We start from the raw sequence: 14533 nt of genomic DNA, 5'->3' as shown, positions 1-14533 counted from the left end.
CAGGCATGGCCAGCACGTGAATTCGATGGGCGAACCGCAGATTTGCGGCCCCAAGACGACCACACCATGCATAAGGTCCGTTTTCGAGCCAAAACAGACCTAAGTGAGAGCGACCATCCAGCCGGGGGGATCTATGGTCACTTCAATACTCGATGCCATTTGGCAATTCGCCAATCACACCGTCGCTCTTTCCATGGTGTCAGTAGCCATCGGCGCGATCATTGGAGCGTCGATTCCTCGATGCTTTGCACGACAACCCCGTGCTGATCTAGGGGATGAAGCAAAGCGGCTACGGCAGCAAGTGAACTCGCTGACGACGATGCTGGAGCACGTAAGCCAGAGCTTCCAGTTGCCGGTCCCAAGAAATGAGAAGGGTGAGCCCGTAAGTTGGGTATCGGTCGAAACCGAGCTCGAGGCGTTTTCATCACGCTTCAGATCAGTCGTAGACGCTGCCTATGACGCCATCGTAACGACGAATCAACAGCATCGCATCACGTTGTTCAATAGGGCGGCGGAAAACCTCTTCGGCTATCCAGCTGACGAAATATTGGGCCAACCACTTGAGGTGCTGCTGCCCGAAACATTCAGGGATCACCACCGCAAGTACGTGCAGCAGTTTGCCCGATCGCCCGCGCGAGCGAGGCAGATGAATGAACGCAATCGCCTTTATGGCCGGCATCGCGATGGCACGTTGCTTCCCGTTGAGGTTGCGATATCGAAGATCAACGTTAATGGCCTGATCGAATTCACTGCAGTAATTCGTGATATCGCCGATCGCGTACGCCTGATGGAACTGCTACAGAAACAGGCCGGCACTGACGAACTGACAGGGCTCCCCAATCGACGCGAATTTCTCGAGGTCATCGAAAGCATCCTGGCAACCAATGAGGATCTGTCAATCCTTCTGCTTGACGTGGACCATTTCAAAAAGATCAACGATTGCTATGGCCACGATGTTGGTGATGAGGTGTTGCGCTCTTTATCCGAGGTGGCAAAGACATCCACTCGGTCTGAAGATATCTTTGCCCGCTGGGGCGGTGAGGAGTTCATCGCTGCACTACCAGGTGTAACCATTGAGCAAGCTCAGGCCTTTGCAGAGGCACTCCGGGCGCGCATTGAGTCCCAGGTCTTTCAGCAGCAGTGGCGAAGCGGCAAGCCAGTGCCGGTCACGGTGAGCATTGGCGTAGCACGGCGAACGAATAAGGAACGAGACATTCACAAGCTGGTAAAGCGTGCAGACCGGGCGCTGTACAGGGCTAAACAAACGGGTCGAAACCGGGTTGAGTTAGACCATCCTAGTGAGCGGTGAAGAGTCCGTACGACTACGGGCCGCCTCTGGTGAGCTCACTTCTGCATGGTCAACACGCTCCGAGTTCACCAGGTTCTGCATCGCAGATGCATCGCGCCCGAGAATGCATGTTCATATCTCCTGAAAAATGCCTTATCGCGACTTGCGACACTGGGGCGGACTCGCCGCGGTAATCAACGTCCGCTGTCGGGCGTCACGCCAAGTCCACCGCCTAGGATATTCGCCGGCTGGCCTCACCCAGCCTTGAAGCGTCCGCCTCCGGCCAGGGCGTTCCAGCATCCATACATAGGTGACCAGTATCGAGGGATAGAACGTATGTCGAGCACGGCCGCTTTCCCCAAGCGAGGGGCGGTGAACTAAGAAAAAGGGGTTTGCGTCGCCGCAAGCCCGATAAAAGACCGTGGTGGGGCTCAACGCTTCTGGTATGGGTGGAAGATGTGATCCTTAGCAGCCACTTTGACGTGGCAAGCGTGGCCACAATCGGATACACCAGTGGGGTCGGCGCTGTACGTATCCGTTTTTGCGTCATAGTCGAACAGCGCGTAACCCCAGCCGCCGCTCTTCGAGAACTTGTTACTGTCCTTTTCAATGACGAACGCCTGCGAGAAGACATCCGGCACGTCAACAACAAACGGCGCCTCGGTACTCTTCTTGAACTTCCATTGCAGTTTCGCAATCTTCGAGCCCTCCGGAAATGGCTTGCCATTTCCAGGGATACCCGACTTGTACGCCTGAATCATGATTGGATTGGCAACGATGACCTTGAGCACTTCGTCCGTTCGGGCCGTCGAAACGACCGACCAGTCTTCATAACCCCTGAAGTCGGCAAACGAAATGCCACTGGGCGACACAAGAGAATACTTGTCGTTCGAACTTTGCCTGTTTGCAATCTTGTCTTGCGCGTAAAGCGCCGTGCCGCCAGCTACAACGAACAATGCGACAGCCGTCGTAATGATGAGCTTGCTTTGGCGTTTCATGGCTGATCCTACGTTAGGGTGGACGAGCTCCCTCTCGTGGGGCTGGAAGCCGGGGCTATGCGCTACCAGGTCACTGCTCTCCGGGATGATCACCTCCATAGCAGGGATTTCCCCGCCTATGCGGAATATAGGTCGTTCGCCGGATGGAAGGACGGGCTCCTTAAAGGTGAAGCCCGGTGATTCGAGCGCGACTCACCAGGCCTTGTACCTGCTGTCGATCCAGGAAGCACCGTCTCATCGGATTCATCCAGATAACCGTGCCTCTTCTTCCTAGAAGACTATGCGCGCTATCTGAGCCAATCAGGCGAGATGAGTCTTCGCGAATGAAAGTGACTTCTTGGCCGGGTTTTGATCCCGCGCCAACCAAATCTCAGAAACGCCATGCTTTGCATGGCTAATGCACGAACCTGAAGCCGACATCTGGGCCGTTTTGTAGCGACCAACTTAGCTGGATGTTCAAGAACGCTAACGACTCAAGGCTTCGGGCATTCTTGAGTGGGCCTGCATCAACGGGATCGAACCCGATTGCACTTGCGAGCTCAAGCACAGTCTTGCGAGCCTCGTCATGGTCACTGGCTGCGAAGGCCGTCAGTTGTTCGCCATTCGCAACGCCAGTGCTCATGTGCTGAGCGAAAACGGTGTTGAATGCTTTGACAACGTGGGCATGGGGCAGGAGTTTCTGTAGCTCTTCGGCACCGCTCGTCGTGAAACCCATGGCTAGCTGAAAATCCGGAGTGAGCGAATGGGTCACGTCGATGACGGTCTTCCCGTCGGCCACAGTGTTCAGTGCCCATGCCACCTCCCGGACTGCGCCGAACGGCATGGCCAGGATGATGATGTCTGCCCACAAGGCGATCTCAGCGACCTGTTCCCTCGTCGCAAAACGAACGTGGTGGCCTGCGCGGGAAAGGCCAGTCTGCAGCGCCGTGCCGGCCTTACCTGCCCCGATAATGGCGATTTTGCGTTTCATAGTGACTCCAGCCGGACGGCTTCGACAGATCCATTCCTGAGGATTGTCTGCAGCTCCTGTTTACTCTGCCGCCTCCGCGGCCTTTTCAATCAGGGCTGCGACCTCCTTTGGATGCGATAGAAATATCGCGTGGCTTCCTGTTAGTTCGATCGTCTGAGACTTTGCTCGGTGGCTCATGAATCGCTCGAGCTCTGGATTGATCATTCGGTCTTCTGTCGCGACAACGGCATAGCTCGGTTTGATCGACCACGCCGTGGTCTTGACCGAGGCGCCAAATGACGCGGCCGCGATCGGCACCTGCGAAATAGCCGCAAAATGTACTGCTTGCGCCGGCAAATCGGCGGCGACGTCGCGATGAAATGATTCCGCATTGACCTGCACAAAACCGCCACCGACCGGTACGACGCTCTGAGCTGCCGGTGGTGCCTTGCTCTGCAGCGCACCGGCGCTTTCGCCTACGTCCGGTTCGAAAGCCGCCACGTAGACCAGGCTCCGAGCCGCTGGATGCGTGCCTGCTTCGGTGATGATCATGCCACCCCAACTATGGCCGACGAGCACGCTTGGTCCCGATCGATCGAGGACGAGACGTGTGGCTGCGACGTCCGCTTCCAGCGATGTGAGTGGCTCCTGCACGACAGACACGCTATAGCCGTCGTGTTCAAGAATTTCTGTAACTGGTCTCCATCCGGAGCCATCGACAAACGCGCCATGAACGAGAACTACACTTTTGACGGCAGCGTGTGCCATGGACACAAGGGCGCTGCTGCTGAGTGCACCGAGCGCAAGAATGGCTTTTTTCATTTTGGCGCCTCAATGATTGAGTGTTGGTGAGTGACTTTGGATTGCAGGTCGTTGGTTGTGCGTAAGGTCACGCGGCACTTGCCGTGCCCTATCGAGTAGCCGGATTGTCGCGACCGAAATGCGGCGACCATGCTTTGCGCGCATTCCCAGTCGGCTTGATCGAGCAGCGACGGACTGGTGACAAAATCGCCCTATGCAGGGCCATCCAGATGGCGTATCAACCCTTTCCTTGGCAGACATCAAGATGGACGCTGACAGGCACCGTCATCAGACAGTTCATGCTTCAGTGAATGCGAGGACACCGGCAGGAGCCGATTTATTCCGCCCTACACGCCGTGAAGCCATTTCGATGCGGCCGATGAACCATCGTGCTGGTACTTGAGCAAGCGCTCGTGATCAACGCCGTGTCGCGATGAGTCGTGTTCACTTGCAACTCCATTGTTCCGGTGCCGTGTCGGGCCTGGGAGAAAATCTAGTAACTCCCGATGCCGGCGTAAATGTCAGATATGCAACCTTTTAGGACATCCAGCGTTTCCGCCGTGGTCTGGTGTCGGATGGGTTGTGCAGCCTGAATCTCACGCGTTGAGCTTGGCCTGCATCTAGAGGTGCTGAGGGGGCGTGGAGGGCGGGCGATGTCCGCTTCCGACCCGCATCGGACGTTGCGGAATTCTCGTTTTGAGCGTCAGAAGTTGTCTCTGGCACCTTTTTCCAGGGCAGCTACGCATTCGTTTCAGCACGGGGCTGCGGTTCCCTCGCACCTTTGATCAGGAGCCAGAGCATGGCGGCAAGCTCGGCCAGAAACACCGGCTGGAGGTAGAGGAAGAGATCGTCCTGGTAATCCGGAGCGAGGAACCAAGTCACACTCAAGGCCACCCAAGCGACACCGTCGAGCAGGAGCCAGTATCCGAGCCAACGCGGCAAAAAGCGTGAGCTCACGACCAACGATCCAAAAGGCAACAGCCACAATCCCCAGAACATTTGGTTGATGCCATTCGCTTGCCCATGCATCCGGATCAGAAGCATCCCGATAGCCGCGCGCGCGTGGTCGTCGAAGGCAGCGAAAGAATCGCCACCGCGAAATACGAGGAGCGCGGCCGCATTGCAGAGCACCGCCGCCAGGCCAAGGGAGGACGAAACGAGTACCAGAGCAACCAGTTGTCGTGCGCGGTGGCGGTCCACACGTTCGAAAAGGCGATAGAGCGCCAAGCTCAGTCCGACGAAAATGACCGCGCCCACTGTCTCGGCGAGCATGCCCCAGCGGAACAACATCTCGTGGCTGAGGACACGGGCCGCCGTAGCAGTAGCGTCATTGCGCACGACCGTCCGCGACGGGACATAGAGTAGGTAGAACGGCCCCAAGGTGAAGCCCAGATACCATAGCCCGGCGATACGGGCCATCCTCTTCAGAGTCATGATGCGAACCTCCAACATGAGGGGCGGGTACGCGATATGGCCTACAGAAGTCTGGGCAAAATTATGGCCAAACCACCCCGCCGGTTCCAGCGGCACCGTTGAGCCACGTGCGGCGCGTGCGGCCCTGGGCTTCGTGGCGATACCATTTTTGCTAAACGTCGTGACTGCGATATCAAGCTTGCGAGATGGAAATGTGCAGTAGCAAGGCTAACGTCTGCTTCCGACCCGATATAGGTATTCCGCCCAGTTCTCAGTGACGATGTCACGGCCGCCAGGTAGCTGGCCGCGAGGGCGGGACTTGCACCGGCAAGCTACGAACATTCCGGTCCAAACTTGCGATATTCACCGCTTCGATTTCGAGCTCGCCGGTGCGCTTGAGCTCCTCAACGAATACTCAGGGAACGCCGCTAGTTCGGCTCTCTATATCGACTTTGCCGAGCTCGGGCACGCACGTCTCGACAGCTGACGCACGCGGCGAGGTGACGCATGAGCACAATTCGAAATGAGGATTTCACGGCCTTCGTTGGGCTCGACTGGGGACGCCAAGCATGATTTCTGTTTGCAGCCGAGCGGCACCGATGCGCGAGAATTCGGCACGTTCGCGCATCAGCCCGAGGCCATCGAGGCCTGGGTGCGTGGGTTGCATCAGCGCTTCAGCGGACGCATCGCCATCGCGCTGGAGTTGACCAAGGGCCCGGAGGTGACTGCAGTCTTCGCTGTTGGGGCGGGCCTGCACGCCGCCACATACCTGGTCAAATGAAGCGCGATGGAGAAATTGTGGGTGGTGTGCTTCCTGCATGACTTCCATCGCCAGTACGACCAAAAATTGCACGTTGAGAAGCTATGCCTGCTTTCGACTGCGGACACCTATAGATCGAATTACAAAAGCCCGGTCAGATTCGGATCAACTGGCATGCAATTTCTTGCCTGGCCGCAGCCAAAGGCCAAGGGCCACCACCGCGAGCACCAGTACGAAGACCCCCAGGAAGATCTCGCCCAACAAGGCCATCGTGCCGCGGGAATGTTCGCCATGCTCGAGGCGAAAAACATCATCATTGAAGTTCGGTGCCGAGACTTCAGGATGACCAGCTTCGTAGGCGATTGGGATCTGCTTATTTGAGCGTGCGTAGGTAACACGTGGGTCGTTGGGACGATCGCCAAGATTTGCGTAGCCACGTATGGACTTCGATGCAACGTTCGTTTCAGTTGACGGCGTAAACACGTATTCCACGTAGATGCTGCAAGATCGTCTACCGCAACCTCCACTATAGGTGCGAACGACGTCTGCCATGGACCGCAGGCCATTACGCTGGATCCTGGCCTCAGTACGTGCTTCGTTATGCCCTGACATGGCGATAGCGAAAAACAATAGCGCAAGAACCAGCCCGAAGAATATGGTGGCAAATGCAAATACGGACTTGGGGTCATTGGAGTCGACCCCAGCACTCATACGCCTGCCGACAACAACTACTGCCATCAGTGCGAAAAGGATAAGGCATACCAACCCAGCGTCACTGTGCAGAAGAATGACGGATGCTGACGATGGATCGGCAAGTATGGGTATACCCAGGGAAAAAAAGAGCGCAAAAAGAGTTCCGATGAGCAGCCCGTACTTATTAAGAGCTGTCTCTTTCGGCTCCTTCTCGTACGAAGGTCCTCCGTGCAGCCGGTTGACTGACCTTGAGGAAGGGTTATCCGAGTAGATCACGAGCGGACTGGGCGATTCATGCAGGGTCTTCGCATACGCCTTGCCACAAGAGGGGCATTCCCAATCGGGTGCCTGATCGGATGGCTTCCTTTGATAACCACAAGCCTGACATACGGTTTCCATGCCCGATCTCTGTATGGGTTGATCCGATGGAGTGATTTATTTTGCCTGCGGGTCAGAAATGTCTGCCCAGGGGTGGGAAGCGGACACCCGCCGCTCATGATCAAGATTTGCGAGGAGGATGTACATCGGCAGGCGTGCCTGCGTACTTTGTCCCGCCCAACCTCTCGCTAGTACAGCCATAGCCTGAGCAGATCACCGAAGCCCCCAGGCGGCTGGGCCAACGCTTGCACCACCCGCATGCCGGGCCCGTTAGCCCATGCTGCGGCACCGCTTGACACCGGTGTCAATGTCGTTACAGGCTGATAGCAGGCCCAGTGCGCGGGGAGCGCAGTGGGCGGGCAATGAACCATTCGGATCGACTGGCGGGGAGACCGACGATGCCGTTTCTGGCGGCCGATATCGGCGGCACGCACGCGCGTGTCGCACTGATGCATGCCTCGCGGGATGAAGCCCGCGAGGTCGAAATGCTCGCCTGTCGCGTCTTTGTGTGCGCGGAGTTTTCGACGCCGTCGGAACTGCTGCAAGCCTTTGTCGACGCCGAGGTGAAAGCCCCGGTGAAGCGCTGCGTACTCGCTTGCGCGGGCCAGATCATGGGCGACGAAGTGGTGAACGATAACCTCGCCTGGCCCATCCACCTGACGCAGCTGCGTGATGCGCTGGGCCTGGATGAGGTTGCCGTACTCAACGATTTTGAAGCGCTGGCATACGCGCTGGATGGCTCGCTGGCCAACAGCGGCCGTCACCTGTGCGGGCCAGACGCGCACGGCGGTGGCCCAACCCTGGTGATTGGACCGGGCACGGGTCTTGGCGCGGCGGTGCAGTTTCCCGGGGATGCCGGCGGCTTGGTGCTGGCGACGGAAGCGGGCCAAATGGATTTCGCGCCGAACTCGGTGCGCGAGCGCGCGGTTCTCGCGCAGCTTGCGCCACATGGCGGCTACGTGGCGTTTGAACACATCGTGTCGGGCCCCGGCCTGCTGAACCTCTACATCGCGCTGTGTGCGCTGGACGGAGAAACACCGACACTGGCGACGCCGGAAGCCGTCACCAAGGCAGCCGTTGCCCACGGCGATGCACTCGCGGTGGAAGCCGTGGACATCTTCTTTGCGTCGCTGGGGAGCTTTGCCGGCAACCTCGCGATGACCTTCATGGCCACGGGCGGTGTTTACCTGGCGGGTGGATTCCTGTCGTCCCTCTTCGAGCAGCTACGGCACAGCGCCTTCGAGGAACGCTTCCTGCACGGACGCAGTGCGCGCGCGTTGCTATCGCAAATATCGGTACGTGTCACCGAGCACGGCCTTCACGGCGTGCGCGGTGCGGCCCAGTGGTACCTAAGGCATGGCATGTCGGAAGCGCTGCCGCACGCGCTTGTGAGTGGAGCAGGCGCATGAGCCGCATCGCGACATCGGCATGTCTCCGTTGCGTGGTCATCGTGTGGTTGGCGACCACCAGTGTGGCGGTTGCAGCGCCCGCCGTGCCCCGCTGGTCGCTACTGCCACAGCCGGCGAAGGCAAGCCCTGCGGAGTCGGGCGCAGCCCAGTTGACGAATGGCGGCGTGGTCTCTGTGCGTGGCGCGGATCAGCAAGAAGTGCGGTCCATCGCCGAGCGGTTTGTGCAACGCGTCGCGGACACCCAAGGATTGCGCCTGCGCATCGAGGCAAAGGACGCTGCGCGTCCCGCGATCACCTTCGATGTGAATCCAGACGCTGATATTGCGGATGACGCCGGCTATCGCATCATGGTGGATGGCAGCGGCATCCTGCTCACGGCTCGCACACCGCGCGGTGCGTTCTACGGCAGCGTCACCCTTTGGCAGTTGCTGACGCCGCCCGGCTGGACGCGCGGTGCACCGGTCCAAGTGGCTTACGGAACGATTGACGATCATCCGCGTTTCGCATGGCGCGCACTGCTGCTCGATTCAGGACGCCACTTCCAGAGCGTGGCCGACATCAAGAAGCTGATCGACTGGATGTCGCTCAGCAAACTGAATGTGCTGCTCTGGCATGTGACCGAAGACCAAGGCTGGCGCCTCGACATTCCCAAGTACCCCGAGCTCACCAGGATCGGCGCATGCCGCAAGGCGGTGGGTCTCGACAGCGAATTGACCGGCGCGGCCAATCAACCCTATTGCGGCTTTTACACAGAAGCTGATGTACGCGACATCGTGCGTTATGCCACCGAGCGCTTTGTGGACGTGGTGCCGGAAGTTGACCTGCCCGGACATTCGCAGGCCGCCATAGCTGCTTATCCCTGGCTTGGCGTCACCGGCCAGCGTCCGCCGGTGTGGACGGACTGGGGCGTCAGCCCGTGGCTACTCAAGCCGAATGAAAAGACGTTGCAGTTTGTCGACGACGTGCTCGATGAGGTGATGCGGCTGTTCCCCTCGCGATACATCTCGATTGGCGGTGACGAGGCCGACAAGCAGCAGTGGAATGCGTCGCCGGAAGTACGTGCGCAGATGCAGAAGCTTGGCCTGACAAACATGGATCAGCTGCAAGGCTGGTTCATGAGTCAGGTCGCGGATCATCTCATCAAGCACGGGCGCAGGCCGGTGGGCTGGGATGACGAACTGGTGGCCGGTGCGACGCTTCCCACATCGCAAGTGGTGATGTCGTGGCATGGCGACGACAACGAGCGTGTCGCGCTCACCGCCCTCCGGCAGGGCCACGACGTGGTGATGACACCGCAGGAATCGTTGTACTTCGACCACTTTCAGTCGGACCTGCCGGATGAATGGCCGGGGCCGCCGCCCGGGGCGATGTTGCGGCAGGCCTACGACACGGTAGTGATTCCGAACGGCGCGAGCGCGACCGAGGCGAAGCGCATCATCGGTGTGCAGGCGGGTCTCTGGACCGAGCAGATGCCGACCTTTGCGCACGACCAGCATGCCGTGTTCCCGCGTCTTGCAGCGCTGTCGGAGCTGGGCTGGTCGCCGGCGAACGCACACGAATGGCACGGTTTCCTGCAACGCATGCCGGCCGAACTGGCTCGCTACCGCGCGCTCGGCATCGGCTATGCCGACAGTGCGTTTGCACCGGCGTTCCATGTGACCAGAGCGACGAACGGCGCGTTCCGCGTGGAGCTGTCCAATCAGGTGGGCTTTGGCGCAATTCGCTATACGACGGATGGTTCCGCACCGACCAGGCAGTCCGCAACGTACACCAAGCCCCTGACGCTGCCAGGCAACGCGACTCTGCAAGCCGCAACGTTTGCATCGGATGGTTTTGAACTTGCCGCGGCACGCACGCAGGTGCTGGATGGCACCACCTTGCTGAGCCGCGATGGCAGCGCGCTTGCCACATGCTCCAACCAACCCGGTACGCGACTGCATGGCGGCCGGCCGGAGCAGGGGCCGGTACCGGGTTACTCCGTGGATATCGGCAACACCTGCTGGCTGTGGTCGCAGGCGCCGCTGGAAGGCATCAAGCACGTCACGATGACGGTCGAACGCATGACATGGCGTTTTGGCGACGAGGCCAAGGATGCGGTGGTGCGCCCCAAGGCCAGCACTGCCGGCGAGTTCGAGATCCACACCGATTCGTGCACAGGGCCGCTGCTTGCCAGCTTGCCGCTGGAGCACGCGGTGCAAGAGAAAGGGCAATCCCGTCTTGAAGCGCAGATGGCCATGCCGGTGGGGACCGGCGTGCGCAACCTGTGCATCGTCGCTACCGGCGACCCACGCGAGGGTCAGTGGGCGTTGGCGCGGATGACGTTTTCCAAATAAGCGGTACGCGGGGCGTATGCCCTGCGCAGTAATGCCAAGCAGTGACTTTGGCTCACGTAGCCAAGGTGGGGACAACAAGACATTGCAGTACGACGGCGTGCGAACCCGAAGGCATCGCCGGGCTAGTCGCGTTTTTGAATTTCCAACGGAGCAACTGAGGTTCGACTGGCACCACCAACGAGGTTACAGCCCATGTCCACCGTACATCGCAAGCATCCATTGTCGTTTGCCATCACCATGTCACTGTTGGCCGTCGTGTCGACGTCGGCTGCAGCGTCGACATTCGCCGATATTCAGGCGGACGGCGCGGCGCCGCAGACCACGACGACGCAAACCACGCCGGCGCCAGCACCCGCACCGGACGCCAAGAAGGCTGATGGCAGCACCAACAGCACCGACGCGGAGAAGAACGCGACCACGCTGTCGACCGTCAGTGTTTCCGGCGTGCGTGCGTCGCAGATACGCGCCATCGACCTCAAACGCGAGGCGCCGAACATCCAGGACAGCATCACCGCCGAGAACATCGGCGCGCTGCCCGACACGACCATTACCGACTCGCTGCAGCGCGTTACCGGTGTGCAGATCAACCGCGACGCCGGCGTCGGCACCTCAGTGGATGTGCGCGGCCTGCCGCAGGTCGGCACCATGTTGAACGGCGAAGTGTTCATCACGGCAGACCAGATCGATTCGCAGCAGCCCGACTTCACCATGCTGCCATCCACGCTGTTCCACGGCGTGGACGTGATCAAGTCGACCACGGCCAGCACCACCGACGGCGGCATCAGCGGTGCCATCGACCTGCATACCTACCGTCCGTGGGATCTTCCCAACGGATTCACCTACAGCTATTCGGCCAATGGCGAGCGGGGCAGCACCACTGATCACTGGGGGCCCGAGGCCAACGGCCTGATCTCGTACAACGGCGGCCGTTGGGGTTTGTTGGTGTCCGCCGATTACTCCGACACGCGTCGATTCAACTCCAACGAGGGTCTCGATCAGTACGGCGTTGTGTTGAATGGTGAGAACGCAACCAGTGCGGCGAGCTACAACGGCTTCCTGAGTGCGTGGAATGGTGCGCCCATTCCGTCTCAGATCGTGCAGAACGCTGATGGCAGCGTGGACGTGAATGGCGATGGCAAGTCCAACGGTGTCTTCATGGGCAGCCAGAACATCGAGCTCAATGACATCATCACCCAGCGCAAGCGCAAGTCCGCCAATGCCTCGTTCCAGTACGACATGGGCAGTGGCTTCACCATGACCAGCGACTTCTTCTACTCGCAGCAGCGGCAGTACGATCGCAATTACGGCATCCAGTTCAACTCCACCAACTGGCAGGGTGCGACCTACATACCGCTGCAATCGCGCAATACCGGCAGCCCCGCCCTTGGCCAGTACGGCACGCCCCAGCCGGGCTGGGAAGGCTCGCAGATGTACGCCACGCAGGTGTACCAGAAGTGGCCTGGCGACGTGGAGTCGTACTCGCAGATCATCCAGAAGTACTCGACGGCGAAGAACTTCAACCTGCAGTTTGATTACGACGATGGTGGCCCATTCACCGGAAGCGTGCGCGGTGTGCATGACACGGCATCCCAGTCGAACCAGGAAACCGACGTCAACATTTCCAATTCCGACGGCGCGCTGTGGCCCAATGTGTTGAACGATGGCGTCAACGTGCCGCCCGGCACCATGGTTTATCCGGCAGAGCTGGGTGGTAACCGTGTGTTCAATGCCAATGGCATGCCCCAGAATACGGTGCCGATCGTTGCAAACTTCGGTGGTCGCAACCTGACGATCAGCATGCCTCCCTCAATGGCCGCCCAGTTCGCCGACCCCAACGGCTGGACGATGAAGACGCTGGAATCGTCCGGCGACTACGACCGCAAGGTGGCGCTAAACGCGCTGCGCTTTGACGGCAAGTACGCCTTCACGGACGGCTTCCAGCTTACCTTCGGCGTCCGCAACAGCATCCGCAACGCCAGCAACGACGGCTGGACGCTGGAAACACCGGTCTATGCCGGGATGGGGGCAAGCGATCCGGGTGGATGCCTGGTGCGCTATGTCGGTGCGGACGTGGTGCTGAACAGCGGCTCGTGTACCGCTGGCAACGACCAGGGCTATTTCCGCGCGGGGCCGCTCTCCGCGATATCGATGCCCAGTACCGCCGCGCCGCTCGCGAACAACTTCAAGCAGTACACCAACCTGCTTGGCTCGGGCATCAACTATTGGGCGATCGATCCCAACGCGATGGTCAACCCGATTTCGTACTGGAAGTCGCTCTACCCCAATACCGTGCAGGTGGGTGAGCCGGGCACGACATGGGCAGTGCGGTTGAAGGAGTTGTCGGGCTATCTGCAGGGCAACTTCAACGGCACCATCGGCAACATGACGTACAGCGGCAACATCGGCGTGCGCCTGATTCACACCAATCTCGACGTGACCCAGCACTTGAGCGGCGCGCCGGGTTCGTACGGCGACGAACCCGCCGACATTGGCACGGCCGTCACCAAGCGCAGTTATCAGGACACCCTGCCCTCGGCCAACTTCTCGCTGGATATCACCGACAGCCTGAAGTGGCGACTGGCTTATTCGAAGAACATGATGCCGCTGGACCTCAGCACCTGGGCCGGTGGTCTGACACTGAACTACTCGCTGATGGAGACGCCGCAAGGACCGATTTTCCGCGTCTCGAATGGCACGTCCACGGGTAACCCGAACCTCAACCCGTGGCGCTCCACCAACTACGGCACGTCGCTGGAGTACTACATCAACCCCACCAGCATGCTCAGCCTCGCGCTGTTCCGCATCAACGTGGATAGCTTCATCAAGAACGGTAGCGTGACCAACTGCACCCTGCCGGACGAGGACGGCGTGGTGCGCAATCACTGCATCGTGATCAACCAGCCGGTGCAGGGTACCGGCAACAGCATCCACGGCGCTGAATTCGATTACCGCCAGGGCTTCACCTTCCTGCCGAGCTTCCTGTCCAAGACGGGCATGGAGTTGAACGCCACGTATGCACCCAGCAACTCGGGCGAGAGGGACCTGTCTGGAAGCAAGATTCCCTTCCAGGACAACTCCACCAAGTCCGGCAACTTCATCCTGTGGTACCAGGACGACCACTTCCAGGCTCGCGTCGCGTACAACTACCGTTCGCGTCGCGCGGTGATGGACAGCGTGGGCGGCATCACCGGCATGGAGATGTACGAGGCGCCGCAGCACTACGTGGATGCATCGGTCTCGTACAAATTCAACAAGTATGCCGAAGTGTTCCTGGACGGTACCAACCTCACCAACGAGTATCAGAAGTACTACCTCGTGTGGCCCGACCAACCTGCGCACTCGACTTTCTCCGAACGCATGTTCATGTTGGGCGTACGCGGCCAGTGGTAACCGGAGTGGCTCCCTCACCACTTCGGGCCTGAGGCTGACCCCATTCCCGCTGCGGCGGGAATGGAGTCACCGCAGCGCGGGCTGAGCCCGTGGCCACAGCATCGCTCCAGGGGCAGTGTCA

10 protein-coding genes are annotated in these 14533 nt (G+C 59.7%); 5 read left to right on the top strand and 5 right to left on the bottom strand.

Annotated features, from left to right (window positions below; all coding sequences use genetic code 11):
• Positions 1–133: 133 nt before the first annotated feature.
• Entirely contained in the window at positions 134–1309 is a 1176-nt protein-coding gene (locus AC0GUR_RS15310; protein WP_472878363.1) for a GGDEF domain-containing protein, read from the top strand.
• A 410-nt stretch (positions 1310–1719) separates the two neighbouring features.
• Here the strand turns inward: AC0GUR_RS15310 and AC0GUR_RS15305 are convergent, their stop codons facing one another.
• From AC0GUR_RS15305 to AC0GUR_RS15290, 4 genes are all read right to left on the bottom strand, one after another.
• Positions 1720–2286: a cytochrome P460 family protein gene (locus tag AC0GUR_RS15305; RefSeq protein ID WP_472878362.1), complete on the bottom strand. Its 567-nt coding sequence runs from the start codon at positions 2284–2286 to the stop codon at positions 1720–1722.
• Positions 2287–2680: 394 nt separating this feature from the next.
• Positions 2681–3256, bottom strand: coding sequence for an NADPH-dependent F420 reductase (locus AC0GUR_RS15300; RefSeq protein ID WP_472878361.1), 576 nt, complete (start codon positions 3254–3256; stop codon positions 2681–2683).
• A 60-nt stretch (positions 3257–3316) separates the two neighbouring features.
• Complete coding sequence (locus tag AC0GUR_RS15295) at positions 3317–4057, bottom strand: alpha/beta fold hydrolase (protein WP_472878360.1); 741 nt, start codon at positions 4055–4057, stop codon at positions 3317–3319.
• A gap of 717 nt (positions 4058–4774) precedes the next feature.
• Positions 4775–5470 (bottom strand): DUF4386 domain-containing protein, encoded by a 696-nt coding sequence (locus AC0GUR_RS15290; protein WP_472878359.1) that lies wholly within the window; start codon positions 5468–5470, stop codon positions 4775–4777.
• 502 nt (positions 5471–5972) lie between these two features.
• On the opposite strand from AC0GUR_RS15290, the gene AC0GUR_RS15285 reads away from it, so the two are divergent.
• Positions 5973–6230, top strand: a complete 258-nt coding sequence (locus tag AC0GUR_RS15285; RefSeq protein WP_472878358.1) for a hypothetical protein — start codon at positions 5973–5975, stop codon at positions 6228–6230.
• Between the two features lie 144 nt (positions 6231–6374).
• Here AC0GUR_RS15285 and AC0GUR_RS15280 read toward each other — a convergent pair whose 3' ends face one another.
• On the bottom strand, positions 6375–7301 hold the full coding sequence (locus AC0GUR_RS15280; RefSeq protein ID WP_472878357.1) for a hypothetical protein: 927 nt from the start codon (positions 7299–7301) through the stop codon (positions 6375–6377).
• Positions 7302–7678: 377 nt separating this feature from the next.
• Between AC0GUR_RS15280 and AC0GUR_RS15275 the strand changes: the two genes are divergently transcribed.
• From AC0GUR_RS15275 to AC0GUR_RS15265, 3 genes are all read left to right on the top strand, one after another.
• Entirely contained in the window at positions 7679–8689 is a 1011-nt protein-coding gene (locus AC0GUR_RS15275) for a glucokinase (RefSeq protein WP_472878356.1), read from the top strand.
• Positions 8686–11022, top strand: coding sequence for a family 20 glycosylhydrolase (locus AC0GUR_RS15270; RefSeq protein ID WP_472878355.1), 2337 nt, complete (start codon positions 8686–8688; stop codon positions 11020–11022). Before AC0GUR_RS15275 ends, AC0GUR_RS15270 begins: the two co-directional genes overlap by 4 nt.
• A gap of 192 nt (positions 11023–11214) precedes the next feature.
• Complete coding sequence (locus tag AC0GUR_RS15265; RefSeq protein WP_472878354.1) at positions 11215–14412, top strand: TonB-dependent receptor; 3198 nt, start codon at positions 11215–11217, stop codon at positions 14410–14412.
• The last annotated feature ends 121 nt before the right edge of the window (positions 14413–14533 follow it).

The organism is Dyella sp. PARNA 12/25, from assembly GCF_055702865.1.
Note: the sequence above shows the minus strand (reverse complement) of the source record. Positions and strands in the feature narration are given on the sequence as shown.